Raw genomic sequence first — 12,948 nt, forward strand, 5'->3', positions numbered from 1 at the left:
GTGGCGCGCAAAGCGCGCCAACTCCTGGTTATTTATTAGGTGACTCAAAAGAGATGAAAATAGATGGCATTAGGTTTAATTACGCAGATTGACGTTTAGCCATATTTGTCGACCTGAGTTGTAGTAATCGTCTGGAACAACCAGACCATCAACGTGAATACCGGAAGTAGAGATAACTTCTTGAGTATTTAGAATGTTGGTTACGCTCAGACCCAGGATTAGGTGGTTATTAAGCTGAGTTGGAGTCCAGTTAATGGCCATATCCCACGTCACAAGATCGTCGAGTTCGACAGACTGCAAAGAATTGACTGTTTCTGGTTGTCCATCAATTTCAACTGATTCAACACCTAGATACACATTGTCTTTTTTACCTTGCTGATAGTTCACTCGGTTGTTCCAAACCACGCCAGCGTTTGCCCAGAACATATTCAGATCTAAGCTGCTTTTTATTGGAGATTGGTAACCACTCACATCCATTTCGCTATAGCGAACTAACTCGCCGTCAACCATTACCCACTCATCTTGGTAGCCACCGTTTAGGTTATTACCCGCACCATAAGTGCCTTTTAAGTCACCGTGACCACGGCGATAGTTGTAGGCAATTCTCCAGTTGGCACTAAAGTACCCCCCTGCAACTTCGTATGGTTTACGAGTGGCAACTTCAAGGCTAATAATGTGGTCGTCACTTTCGATATTGTTGTGGATCGTCGCTATGCCTAGGTCCGAGTCTTCAGAGAAAGTAATGCCATCTCTTTGCATACGGTAGATGTATGTCGTATCGAAAGCGAAGTTACTGACATTGATATCCCAAGATGCAGTAAGTTCATCAGAGTAAGGCACATCTGCTGAGCTGAGTGCTGCGCCATCGAATGTTTCAGTTGATGCACAAGTCAGGTTACTTTCATCTAGGTTGTTCCAATCACCATCGTTTGGCGTACAGCTACTAGAACGAGAAAGGTAGTTGTCTTGTTCTGCTTGTAGTGCGAAGCCAAGCATATTCGAGCTGTAGTAACGGTTAGCACCCAAGGTAATGCGGTTAGTGTTAACAAGATCGAAATCCCAGCTCGTGGCAATACGAGGTGAGAATACGGTTTGCTCAAATACACTCATGTGGTCAACACGACCACCTAAGTAAAGCCCCCAACGATCCCATTGCATTTTGCTGTCAGCAAATAGGCTGTATTGCTGAGCATCAACGTCGTAGTTTGAGGCATTGTAGCGAGTTAAGGTTGAAATGCTTGGGCTACCAAAATCAAGATATTGGTAGGCAACAAAATCATTGGCGCGATCAACGGTACTTTGCTGGTGGGTTGCTTCTATACCGATACTGGGTTGAAGCTCTACGTTACCGATGTAAGTTGGATCAGAATAATAGACTGATTTAACTAAATACGAGTCTTGAGATTGCTTCAGGTTGCCGTAGCTTCCCTGATTGTACATTTCTAGACCATCCGCTCCGAAAACAAAGAACGAGCCAAAATAATCATGATCAGATTCACGTTCATCGATTAAATGATCGTACGCCAGCGTGGTTTGCCAGTGACCACTGTCAAACATGTAATCGAGTTTAAATGTACCGCCCATGCCTGCGTGAGTAACAACTGAATCACTGCCTTCTTGAACAGCATCATTGCTGTTTGCGTCATTTAAGAAAGTGTTTTTATGGTGACCGGTATAGCGAAAATCTGTGGTTGTCTGCCATGCGCCAGATTCCCAAATATGGGTAAGGAATAGGTTGTCCATGGTTTGGTCAGAATCTTTGCCATTCGCCATTGGAATATCCGATGCCTGATGACTGACGTTAAGCGCTAGCTTTTGCGTCTCACTAATAGCGCCGCCAATATGTAAGGAGTGCATGCGCTTTTGGTAGTTAGGTTGGTAGTAGCCTGAACCATCGATAGGGGTACCATAATCGTCTGCAAAGTTGATCCCCACTTTCTGCTTGGAGTTCCAAGAACTGTCATTCATGCGATAGTTATAATCAATCACAAATTCATCAGTTGGTTTACGCACATGTGCGTTGACGACACCACCGGTAAAGCCGCCGTATTCCGCGCCAATGTTATGGTCTAAAACCTCAATGCTATCAATAAGGTTAGTGTCAATGAAGTAACCTGAAGTGTGTCCTGAGCTTAGGCTCCCAGGTAAATCATTAGCGCCACCAAAGGTAGTATTGTTGTTTACGCCGACACCATCAATGGTGTATTTGGTTTGATGGGGTCTAGCTCCTGATAACGAGATTTCTTCTGGTGTTAGATCGCCACCTTGCAGTGAATTTTGCGCGTCATCAACACCCACTCGAGGTTCATGCTTGATGGCTTCAGATAGCGTTGGATTATCTTTTGGTGATTGCTCTAATTCCAAACGGTCAATGGTCAGCGCTGTTCCTGTAACTACGACGATTTCTTGGTCGCCATTTTCTTCTGTTGTTGCAGAGTCAGTTTGAGTTTGTGCGATAGCATATCCGCCATACAAAGCGGCAATTATCCCTAATGCTAGTGTGGTTATTTTGTTAGAACGATCCATAAATCCTACAATTTTTGATATAGACAGAGTGATTGGTAGTTATTCGCTAAAGAAAAAGGAGATTTCATTGTTTTTGAACGGTTATGCGAATCATTATCGTTAGCATGTACATCATCCACACCTAAAAATGAAAAACAAGCATTCATTCACCAAATTAATGCTAAGTTCAAGTTTTTATTGATATTTGTTATGTTTGTCGGGGTGTTTATAGGTTTATTGAATGAAAATCAACCGCATTTGCAATTATTTAAGCAATGATCAAATTGATGAATATATAGTGCTGTGTAGCGCAAAAGATGTGCGTATTTGATGGGAGTGAAATGAGGCTTACTTATTTATTTTTTTGGGGGGGGATCGGGGCAGTTACCCGTAACTTTAAAAGGGGTGTGACGCCTACTATGCCGTTGTATGAGGTCAGTTTATGGTAAAGCGGTCATGTTGGATAATGCTATGAGTTAGCGCATTTTCCTGAGTAGTAGTCACTATTGGTTGACTGCGGCGCTAACACAAACAGGTCACCTTGCCACATTTTAAAATCAAAACACCACTTGGCAAACTCTTCGCGCTTTGGTTTTGCTATCTGCATGTCAACACAGTGTCTCTGACAAAATACTTCCCAACGGCTTGCTTCTAGAAAGTGTTTAGGCTCGGTTTCTGTCAGGTACTTCTCGATAAACTGCTTGCGCTTCTTTGCTTCCGCTTGTTGATATTTGGTTAAAAGTAAAAATCGTTGTGACGTTTGGGTCATTGAATCGTTCTGCATATTAGTGAGTTCTTTGTTAGATTAATGTTATCTATACAAAAAGAGCAAACTATACTGAAAACTATCGTTCAAGATCGTGATGGAGTAGACACTAAAATGCAGGTTGTTTTCAGCAATTGGGTGCATTTTATTAACATTTTGTATCATTTAGCCAGCGGTGACGGGGCGCATTTTCAGGGGTGAAAAACACAGAGCTGAATAAAGGTTTTAACTCAAATGTATCTTTGAGTGTTGGAATATTATTCAATATTGTGCATAACAATTTTCAGCGTACACATGTACCTTTTTGTTATTAAAACGTTTCTTTTTTCTTGGTGACAAAGGTGCTGGTGGCGGTTAATTCAGCATTTGTAGCCCTGTGAGTATGGGTCATCTTTACAGTGTAAATTGGCTCTATTTTAAAAATGCTAGAACTTTGATAACTATCTTTTAATTATTCAATATTTCGTTATGTAAATCAGATGTTTACTATACTGAAATCGCAAGGATTGTAGTTAGACCGAACAGTGTCATTGGAGAAAGTAAATGAGATCGACGAAAAAGCAGTATGCAGTGATAGGTTTGGGACGATTTGGCTTGTCCGTCTGTAAGGAATTAAGCCGAGCAGGAGCACAAGTGCTGGCGATTGACGTTGATGAAGACCGAGTAAAAAGTGCGGTTGAGTTTTCAACCGAGGTGATTGTGGCTAATTGCTCTCAAGAAGAAACGGTCGCAGAATTAAAATTAGAACAATATGACATGGTCATGATTGCTATCGGTAGCGATATCAATGCCAGCATTTTGACCACCTTAGTATTAAAAGAAGCGCACTGTAAAACGGTGTGGGTGAAAGCCAACGATAAGTTTCATGCCAGAATACTGCACAAGGTTGGCGCAGATAGAGTCATCATGCCTGAAAGAGAAATGGGCATTCGTATTGCAAACCAAATGATAGACAAACGGGTGAAGGATTTTCATCCTCTAGGCAGTGGTATTGCATTAACCGAAGTGATTGTTAGCGCGAAAATGCTGGGTAAATCTTTAGCCGATATGTCGCTATGTCGCGAAGAAGGGGTCAGTGTTATTGCCCTCAAGCGTGGGCCAGAAGTGATCTCTTCACCAAGCTATAAAAAAAGCTTAGAGATTGGTGATGTGATTATTATTGTTGGCCCTGAAGCCATACTTGCACAAAAACTACGTACATTATGATACCAAGAATTCATCAAAGCCGAGTCTATAGCCTAGGGCCTGAAAGAAAGGGTGGCAAAGGTGGTGAGCCGAGAATTATTGTTCTCAGCTTTCTTATGATTTTGTTTCCATCTGCGGTGCTACTGACGCTTCCGGTATTTTCTGTCTCAGGTTTGTCAATGACTGATGCCCTGTTTACCGCCACCTCTGCCATTAGTGTAACGGGCTTGGGCGTGGTGGATACAGGTCAACACTTCACTCTCAGCGGCAAGATATTGTTGATGATCTTGATGCAGATTGGCGGACTTGGTCAGATGACACTTTCTGCTGTATTGCTTTATATGTTTGGCGTGCGCCTATCTTTGCAACAACAAGCGTTAGCCAAAGAAGCGCTAGGACAAGACCGACGCATTAATTTGCACAGCTTGGTGAAAAAGATCATTATTTTTGCTCTAGCCGCTGAGTTTGTCGGCTTTGTGATCCTCAGCTATCGCTGGGTGCCGGATATGGGCTGGAGCACAGGCATGTTTTACGCCTTATTCCATTCCATTTCTGCCTTTAACAATGCTGGCTTTTCGCTCTTTTCAGATAGCCTAGTAGGCTTTGTAGGCGACCCGATTGTCATCAGTTGTCTAGCATCGCTGTTTATCCTCGGTGGATTGGGCTTTACTGTGGTGGGTGATTTATCCGCGAACTTACACAAAGGCTTTAGGCACCTACAATTGCACACCAAAATCATGTTATTGGGCACGCCAATTCTGCTTATTGTGGGTACGCTAATGTTTTGGCTATTAGAGCGTAACAACGCCGCCACTTTAGGCAGTTTATCTACGTCTGAGCAATGGTTTGCCGCTTTTTTCCAATCGGCAACCGCGCGTACCGCAGGTTTCAACAGCATTGATTTATCCTCGCTGACTTCTCCTGCCATGCTATTTATGATGCTGTTAATGTTAATTGGTGCGGGTTCAACCTCTACCGGTGGTGGTATTAAGGTATCGACCTTTGTTGTGGCAACCTTGGCAACGTGGAGCTTTTTGAGTCAGAAGAAACATGTGGTGCTATTTCATCGCACTATCGGCAGTCAAACAGTGACTCGTTCATTAGCCATTATCGTGGTCAGTGGTATTTTACTGTTCTTTGCGATGTTTGGACTCATGATTACCGAGCAAGCGCCATTTAACGTGATTATCTTTGAAACCATTTCCGCGTTTGCGACGGTCGGCGTCAGTGCCGGGCTTACCGCTGAACTTTCAGAGCCAGGAAAACTCATCATGATCGTGGTGATGATTATTGGTCGTATTGGGCCTTTGACCTTAGCCTACATGTTGGCAAGACCTGAAAAAACCTTAGTTAAATATCCAGAAGATCCGGTCTTTACGGGCTAAAAGCATCACCTTTATCTGCAAACGCTCTGCGTGATGCAACTGGGCATACTTCTTTATTAGCAATGAGTGTGAAACTATTTCTCATTTACGTGGATAAGTATGCTCTTTTATTGTTCAATCCTTTCTTTGTTTGCACCGTTATCACCCATCCAAATATTCTGCTATTGCCCACTTATTGTGCGCTGATATTTTATCTACTTAAAAATCAATCGTTTAACTTGCTTGTTTTATTGATGCAAAACTTGGCATCAATCTTGGATATTTTCATATGAGTTAATAATCATAATATGGAGATGTTCACTATGAACAAGGCGTTCAACACTAAATTAGCCGTTTTATCTTTAGCACTAACTTTGGGCTCTGGCGTGGTGCAAGCCGCAGATACCATCAAAGTGGGCGTATTGCACTCACTGTCAGGCACTATGGCCATCAGTGAAACAACATTGAAAGATACGGTTTTGATGCTCGTTGATGAGCAAAACAAAAAAGGGGGCCTACTAGGTAAAAAGCTAGAAGCAGTGGTCGTTGATCCGGCTTCTAACTGGCCTCTGTTTGCCGAAAAAGCGCGCGAGCTTATCGAAAAAGAAAAAGTTGATGTGGTGTTTGGTGGTTGGACTTCGGTATCGCGCAAATCAATGCTACCGGTATTTGAAGAGCTCAATAGCATTTTATTCTATCCAGTGCAGTACGAAGGTGAAGAGTCGTCTAAAAACGTCTTTTACACTGGCGCCGCGCCAAACCAACAGGCAATTCCGGCTGTGGATTACTTGATGGACGAACTCGGCATTGAGCGCTGGGTGCTGGCGGGAACGGATTACGTTTATCCGCGTACCACCAATAAAATTTTGGAAGCCTACCTGAAAAGCAAAGGTGTTTCTGATAAAGACATCATGATCAATTACACCCCGTTTGGTCATTCGGATTGGCAATCTATCGTATCGGATGTGAAGAAATTTGGCTCAGAAGGCAAGAAAACAGCGGTGGTTTCAACCATCAACGGTGATGCAAACGTGCCGTTTTATAAAGAGCTAGGTGCACAGGGAATTTCATCGGAAGACATTCCAGTGGTGGCATTCTCAGTGGGTGAAGAAGAGCTTTCAGGGATGGATACTTCCGCATTGGTGGGACACCTTGCCGCATGGAACTACTTCATGAGTGTCGATACCCAAGCTAACGAAGAGTTTGTGGAAGCGTGGCACAAATTTATCAAAGACGATAAACGCGTGACTAACGATCCAATGGAAGCAAGCTACATCGGATTCAACATGTGGGTGCAAGCGGTAACTAACGCAGGCACAACAGACCCTGAAGCGGTGCAAGATGCCTTGATTGGTGTTGCTGTGCCGAACCTTTCTGGTGGCTATTCAACGATGCTGCCAAACCACCATATTACTAAGCCAGTATTGATTGGTGAAATCCAAGACGATGGTCAATTTGACATTGTTTGGGAAACAAAAGGTCTAGTAGCAGGCGATGCGTGGTCAGACTTTTTACCTGAATCAGCCAAGTTATTTTCAAGCTGGTCAAAACCTTTCTCTTGTGGCGCATTTAACGTAGAAACCAAAAAGTGCTCTGGCGGAAATTAATCATTCTGTGAGGCTTTCTTTTGCTCTTTTTCGTAGCAGTAGTTCGGGAAAGAGCAAAAGGAGGTGATTTTTAACACCTTTAGTGAGCGTATATTTTTTTGGTGAATGATCACCTTTGATTATCAGCCTCATTATTTTATAGGACACAGTTCATGAGACATTTTTATCATGGGTTGAAAGTTGTCGTGTTCTTGCTGATTAGCATTAACTTTGCAATGGCCAGTGTGAGTGATTCAGACAGTTTTACTCAAGCACTGAAAGGTCGCGATACGCAAAGTAAACAAGAAGCGATTGCTTGGCTGGTATCAAGCCAAACTCCAGAGACTTCCACTCAAATATTGAATGCATGGTTACACGGTGATTTATATTATTTTAACGATAAGTTGCATTCTAAATACCTTTCTTTATACACAATTTCTAGCCACAAAGTAGGTTCAACAGCGACCTCGGTTTGGGATGGTGAACAGCGAGTTGTAGAAAAGAAATCCTTATTTAAAAAAATTCGCGTTAACAACCGTTTTCGCGGCGCAATTCGCGCAGAGCTTGCCTCCCTTGGCTTAAATGACCCTAACCCTGTGACACGTCGCAGTGCGGTCGAATCCCTGCTAGGTCAAACAGATGACCATATAATCAATGCCTTGCAAACTCGTTTGGCTACTGAGAATGACAGCCAAGTGATTGAGCTGATCCATTTTGCTCTAGCAATTGATACTGCATTAGATGTGAATGCGGCGACGGATAAACGTGTGGCGGCTATCCACTCTTTGAGTGATGAAAAACACGCTATTGTGTTTAAAACCATGCAAAGCGTTTTAGCGTCATTGGATAATCAGCAGATTATTGAGGCAGCAAACTACACCCTCGCTCAGTATCAACAGAGTCAGGCTTTGTACTCTGGGGTTGAGACGCTGTTTTTTGGGCTTAGCATGGGCTCAGTGCTGGTGTTAGCGGGCATTGGCCTAGCCATTACCTTTGGCGTAATGGGCGTGATTAATATGGCGCATGGTGAGCTGATTATGATAGGTGCTTACACCACCTATGTGATGCAACTGCTGTTACCAAACAACACCGCACTGGCGTTGTTGCTGTCTATTCCAATGGCCTTCATTGTGTCAGGGCTAGTCGGCGTGCTTATTGAAAGAAGCGTTATTCGTCATTTATATGGGCGTCCCCTTGAGACACTGTTAGCCACTTTCGGTATCAGTCTTATCCTGCAACAAGCTGTGCGCTCGGTATTTTCTCCTTTAAATCGTTCAGTAAGTACACCTGATTTTATGTCGGGAGCTTTACAGTTAAATCCTATGTTATCGCTGACCTACAACCGCCTGTACATCATTATGTTTTGTGTGCTGGTGTTTATGGGACTGCTGATGGTGTTAAAGAAAACGCCATTAGGTTTGCAAGTTCGCGCTGTTTCGCAAAACCGTGGCATGGCAAGGGCAATGGGCATTCGCTCAGAGCGCGTTGATGCCATGACGTTTGGTTTAGGTTCTGGCGTGGCGGGCATTGCTGGGGTGGCACTTTCTCAATTAACCAATGTTGGCCCGAACATGGGGCAAGCTTACATCATTGATTCGTTCATGGTGGTGGTGTTTGGCGGTGTGGGCAACTTATGGGGCACATTGGTTGCAGGGCTTAGCTTAGGCTTGTTCAACAAGATCCTTGAGCCTTGGGCTGGCGCTGTATTGGCGAAGATCATTGTATTGGTGTTTATCATTTTATTCATTCAAAAACGCCCTCGTGGACTCTTTCCACAACGTGGCCGCGCCGCTGATAGCTAAGGAGAGCATCATGAAGTCAAGATCGTTTGTACTTTCCGCCATGAGCGGAGATAGAGCGGGGCAAATCACCATTCTTGCCTTGCTAGCGGCTGTAGTGTTGATTCCTTTAGCCAATACTTTTTTACCTGCTGGACACCCATTGCATGTAGAGACCTTCACTATTTCGCTGATGGGTAAGTATCTATGCTACGCCATGTTGGCGTTGGCACTGGATTTAGTGTGGGGATATCTGGGGATTTTGAGTCTGGGGCATGGCGCATTTTTTGCTATCGGCGGTTATGCCATGGGCATGTATTTGATGCGTCAGATTGGAGATCGCGGCGTGTATGGCGATCCATTATTGCCCGATTTTATGGTGTTTTTGGATTGGAGCGATCTGCCTTGGTTTTGGCAGGGCTTTGACCAGTTTTGGTTTGCCATGGCGATGGTGGTGTTGATTCCGGGAGCATTGGCGTATGTGTTTGGTTATTTGGCATTTCGCTCAAGGGTTTCAGGAGTGTATCTGTCCATTATGACGCAAGCCTTAACCTACGCACTGATGTTGTCGTTCTTCCGCAATGAAATGGGCTTTGGTGGCAATAATGGATTGACCGACTTTAAAGATATTTTAGGCTTTAGCTTGCAGCTAGATGGCACCAAAATCGCGCTGTTTGTTTGCTCTGGCATTGCGCTCATTATCAGCTATGTGTTGTGCAGAACCGTAGTCACTAGTCGCTTAGGGCGAGTGGCATTGGCGATAAGAGATACAGAGTCTCGTACTCGCTTTATGGGTTATGACGTAGACGGAGTAAAGCTGTGGATCTTTGTGTTATCGGCAATCATCGCAGGTATCGCAGGGGCGTTATATGTACCTCAAGTGGGCATTATCAATCCGGGAGAGTTTGCACCAATTAACTCCATTGAGATTGTGGCTTGGGTGGCGTTAGGTGGACGTGCCACTTTAGTGGGCGCGGTCGTTGGTGCTTTGATCATCAACTACGCAAAAAGCTGGTTTACGGTGGAATTTCCAGAAATTTGGCTGTTCGCATTGGGTGGATTATTTGTGTTCTCAACCATGTATTTCCCGAAAGGCGTGATGGGCTTTATCAGTGACAAGTTTGCACTTACTTACGCTAAAAGAGCGAATAAACAACAAGATACAAAACAGAGTCAATCAGAGGCTAAGCCAGCGGAGGCCAATCTATGAGTGCGTTAGATAATATGAATACTCTCAAGGAAAACGTGCGTTCATTTACTCGTCGCGATCAAGTGTTTCCTTTTTTGATTCCGCAAACTCACCCGCTCATTGATACCAGCCATAACATTTTGCTGTACGCAGAAGGGGTGAACAAAAGCTTTGATGGTTTTAAAGCGATCAATGATCTGAACCTTTATATCCGTGAAGGAGAGTTGCGCTGCATTATTGGACCAAACGGCGCAGGCAAAACCACCATGATGGATATCATCACAGGAAAAACCAAGCCTGATTCTGGCAAGGTTTGGCTTGGTTCAAACATCAATTTATTGGAAATGAACGAAGCTGAAATTGCCAATGCTGGCATTGGTCGTAAGTTCCAAAAACCGACCGTGATTGAATGTATTTCTGTGTGGCAAAACCTTGAGTTATCTATGGCGGGCGTACGCTCGGTATGGGGGACATATCGAGCCAAAATGTCATCGCAGCAGCGTGATAAGTTGGAATCGGTATTAGAGCTTATCCATTTGAAAGACAACGCTAAATTATTGGCAGGAAACTTATCTCACGGGCAAAAGCAGTGGTTAGAAATTGGTATGTTGCTGATGCAAAACCCCAAACTGCTATTGGTGGATGAACCGGTAGCGGGCATGACGCATCAAGAGATGGATCGCACCTCGGAGCTGCTTAACTCATTGGCGGGCAATCATTCTGTGGTGGTGGTTGAGCACGATATGGATTTTGTACGTTCGATTGCCAGTCACGTCACTGTGCTTCACCAAGGGCATGTGTTGGCGGAAGGCACTATGGATCAAGTGCAAGCTCACCCTGAGGTGAAGCAAGTGTATTTGGGAGAATAAGATGTTAGAGATTAAATCGCTAAACCAATTTTATGGTGAAAGTCATACCCTTTGGGATTTAGATATCACTATCCCAGAAGGTAAATGCACTGTGCTGATGGGACGCAATGGGGTGGGCAAGAGCACCCTACTTGAATGCGTGATGGGCTTAGTTAAGGTCAAAAGTGGCGATATTTTACTAAAAGGTGAGTCGATACTGGGTTTAGATGCAGAAGAGCGACCACGTAAAGGGATTGGCTATGTGCCGCAAGGGCGTCAGATTTTTCCTATGTTGACAGTGCAAGAAAACCTAGAGGTGGGACTGCCGATTCGTGACAAGGGCGATCGCCAAATACCTGAGTTTATCTTCGATCTTTTCCCAGTATTAAAAGAGATGCTACATCGACGAGGTGGTGACTTATCGGGAGGACAACAGCAACAGCTCGCCATAGGGCGTGCGCTAGTGGTCAATCCAAAATTACTGATCTTAGACGAACCAACAGAAGGTATTCAGCCCAATATCGTGCAAGAAATTGGCGATATTATTCGAATGCTCAATGAAAAAATGGGCTTAACCGTATTGCTGGTAGAGCAAAAGCTGCCTTTTGCTAGAAAGGTTGGAGATTGCTTTTGTATCTTAGACAGAGGCAGGCAAGTTGCGACCGGAGAGATACAAGAATTGAGTGAAGGCTTGATTAAGGAGTATCTAACGGTATGAGTGTTTCTTCTGCTTTGCACGCGGCTTCTGTTTTGCAAGATAGCGCGGATGCGCTATCGCCTTTGGGCGCAGAGATCAAACATCAAACAGAGCAGGGCTGGAAAGCTCAGCTCTGTTTGAGCTTTGTCGATAGAGGCGATAAAACGGTCATTAAGCACCGCAGTCAACAAGGGCCGTTGGCGATTCAGCGGCCTTTATACCCAGAAGGTAAGCCTTGCCATACCTACCTACTGCACCCTCCAGGCGGTGTGGTCGGCGGGGATACTCTTAATATTAACGTTACCTTGCACTCGGGTGCTCATTCCTTAATTACCACGCCGGGCGCGACCAAATTTTATCGCTCAGACAGTAAATATGCGCACCAAAAGCAGGTGCTGTCGGTCAAAAATGGTGCTCGCCTAGAGTGGCTTCCTCAAGAAAATATCTTTTTCCCTAATGCTTACAGTCGTTTAGATACTGAAGTTCACCTTGAGTCAGGGGCGCAGTTTATTGGTTGGGAAATGCACTGTTTTGGACGGCCTGCACTGAAAGAGGGATTTGAGCTGGGTCATCTAGTTGGGAAAACTGAAATTTTCCAAGACGGAAAGCGTTTGTTAGTCGAAGGCATCAATTTTCATGGTGGAGATAACCTCATGATAAATATGGGGCTTTTAGGTCGCTCTATGCTGGGAACACTGTATGTGAGTGAAGTTTCACAAGAATTACTGGAGTTGGTACGGAGTTTGCTTTTATCAATAGTAAGTGAGAGCAACTCAAATGATGCCACCGGTGCAAGGCAAGCGACGAGTCAGCGACCTAGTCATCAACAATCTAGTCAGCAACAGCCTTTGCTATTAAGCGTGACTCAGATTGATGGCTTGATGGTAGTGCGCGCTTTGGGTGAGTGGAGTGAAGATATCTTGTCTGCCTTCACTTTGGTTTGGCAACAAGTCCGACATTATTGGACAGGCGAGACGCCAACCCCACCGCGTATTTGGGCGACCTAAAAAAGAGTTAGGGAAGAATAACG

The 12,948-nt window shown here is 44.3% G+C and carries 10 protein-coding genes; 8 read left to right on the plus strand and 2 right to left on the minus strand.

Going from position 1 to position 12,948, the window contains the following annotated elements; genetic code table 11:
* Positions 1 to 75: 75 nt before the first annotated feature.
* Entirely contained in the window at positions 76 to 2,526 is a 2,451-nt protein-coding gene (locus VHA01S_RS05045) for a TonB-dependent receptor plug domain-containing protein (RefSeq protein WP_023403273.1), read from the minus strand.
* Positions 2,527 to 2,974: 448 nt separating this feature from the next.
* A complete protein-coding gene (locus VHA01S_RS05050) occupies positions 2,975 to 3,289 on the minus strand; it encodes a hypothetical protein (protein ID WP_240432765.1) in 315 nt (104 codons plus the stop codon).
* A 525-nt stretch (positions 3,290 to 3,814) separates the two neighbouring features.
* Here VHA01S_RS05050 and VHA01S_RS05055 point away from each other — a divergent pair.
* From VHA01S_RS05055 to VHA01S_RS05090, 8 genes are all read left to right on the plus strand, one after another.
* The gene (locus tag VHA01S_RS05055; RefSeq protein WP_023403275.1) at positions 3,815 to 4,477 is read left to right on the plus strand and encodes a potassium channel family protein; all 663 of its coding nucleotides are present in this window, start codon (positions 3,815 to 3,817) and stop codon (positions 4,475 to 4,477) included.
* Positions 4,474 to 5,841, plus strand: a complete 1,368-nt coding sequence (locus tag VHA01S_RS05060) for a TrkH family potassium uptake protein (RefSeq protein ID WP_023403276.1) — start codon at positions 4,474 to 4,476, stop codon at positions 5,839 to 5,841. The genes VHA01S_RS05055 and VHA01S_RS05060 overlap by 4 nt, the downstream gene beginning before the upstream one ends.
* A gap of 302 nt (positions 5,842 to 6,143) precedes the next feature.
* The gene (gene urtA, locus VHA01S_RS05065; RefSeq protein WP_023403277.1) at positions 6,144 to 7,427 is read left to right on the plus strand and encodes an urea ABC transporter substrate-binding protein; all 1,284 of its coding nucleotides are present in this window, start codon (positions 6,144 to 6,146) and stop codon (positions 7,425 to 7,427) included.
* Positions 7,428 to 7,579: 152 nt separating this feature from the next.
* Positions 7,580 to 9,208: an urea ABC transporter permease subunit UrtB gene (gene urtB / locus VHA01S_RS05070; RefSeq protein ID WP_023403278.1), complete on the plus strand. Its 1,629-nt coding sequence runs from the start codon at positions 7,580 to 7,582 to the stop codon at positions 9,206 to 9,208.
* A 10-nt stretch (positions 9,209 to 9,218) separates the two neighbouring features.
* Positions 9,219 to 10,394 (plus strand): urea ABC transporter permease subunit UrtC, encoded by a 1,176-nt coding sequence (gene urtC, locus VHA01S_RS05075; RefSeq protein ID WP_023403279.1) that lies wholly within the window; start codon positions 9,219 to 9,221, stop codon positions 10,392 to 10,394.
* Entirely contained in the window at positions 10,391 to 11,242 is an 852-nt protein-coding gene (gene urtD, locus VHA01S_RS05080; protein WP_023403280.1) for an urea ABC transporter ATP-binding protein UrtD, read from the plus strand. Before urtC ends, urtD begins: the two co-directional genes overlap by 4 nt.
* A 1-nt stretch (position 11,243) precedes the next feature.
* Positions 11,244 to 11,939, plus strand: coding sequence for an urea ABC transporter ATP-binding subunit UrtE (gene urtE, locus VHA01S_RS05085; protein WP_023403281.1), 696 nt, complete (start codon positions 11,244 to 11,246; stop codon positions 11,937 to 11,939).
* A complete protein-coding gene (locus VHA01S_RS05090; protein ID WP_023403282.1) occupies positions 11,936 to 12,925 on the plus strand; it encodes an urease accessory protein UreD in 990 nt (329 codons plus the stop codon). Before urtE ends, VHA01S_RS05090 begins: the two co-directional genes overlap by 4 nt.
* Positions 12,926 to 12,948 lie beyond the last annotated feature (23 nt).

The organism is Vibrio halioticoli NBRC 102217 (assembly GCF_000496695.1).
Taxonomy (GTDB): domain Bacteria; phylum Pseudomonadota; class Gammaproteobacteria; order Enterobacterales; family Vibrionaceae; genus Vibrio; species Vibrio halioticoli.

What these genes read in the sequence shown, in the direction of transcription:
- VHA01S_RS05045 (WP_023403273.1), bottom strand. Translation starts at nt 2,526, where the DNA reads ATGGATCGTTCTAACAAAATAACCACACTAGCATTAGGGATAATTGCC.
- VHA01S_RS05050 (WP_240432765.1), bottom strand. Translation starts at nt 3,289, where the DNA reads ATGCAGAACGATTCAATGACCCAAACGTCACAACGATTTTTACTTTTA.
- VHA01S_RS05055 (WP_023403275.1), top strand. Translation starts at nt 3,815, where the DNA reads ATGAGATCGACGAAAAAGCAGTATGCAGTGATAGGTTTGGGACGATTT.
- VHA01S_RS05060 (WP_023403276.1), top strand. Translation starts at nt 4,474, where the DNA reads ATGATACCAAGAATTCATCAAAGCCGAGTCTATAGCCTAGGGCCTGAA.
- urtA (WP_023403277.1), top strand. Translation starts at nt 6,144, where the DNA reads ATGAACAAGGCGTTCAACACTAAATTAGCCGTTTTATCTTTAGCACTA.
- urtB (WP_023403278.1), top strand. Translation starts at nt 7,580, where the DNA reads ATGAGACATTTTTATCATGGGTTGAAAGTTGTCGTGTTCTTGCTGATT.
- urtC (WP_023403279.1), top strand. Translation starts at nt 9,219, where the DNA reads ATGAAGTCAAGATCGTTTGTACTTTCCGCCATGAGCGGAGATAGAGCG.
- urtD (WP_023403280.1), top strand. Translation starts at nt 10,391, where the DNA reads ATGAGTGCGTTAGATAATATGAATACTCTCAAGGAAAACGTGCGTTCA.
- urtE (WP_023403281.1), top strand. Translation starts at nt 11,244, where the DNA reads ATGTTAGAGATTAAATCGCTAAACCAATTTTATGGTGAAAGTCATACC.
- VHA01S_RS05090 (WP_023403282.1), top strand. Translation starts at nt 11,936, where the DNA reads ATGAGTGTTTCTTCTGCTTTGCACGCGGCTTCTGTTTTGCAAGATAGC.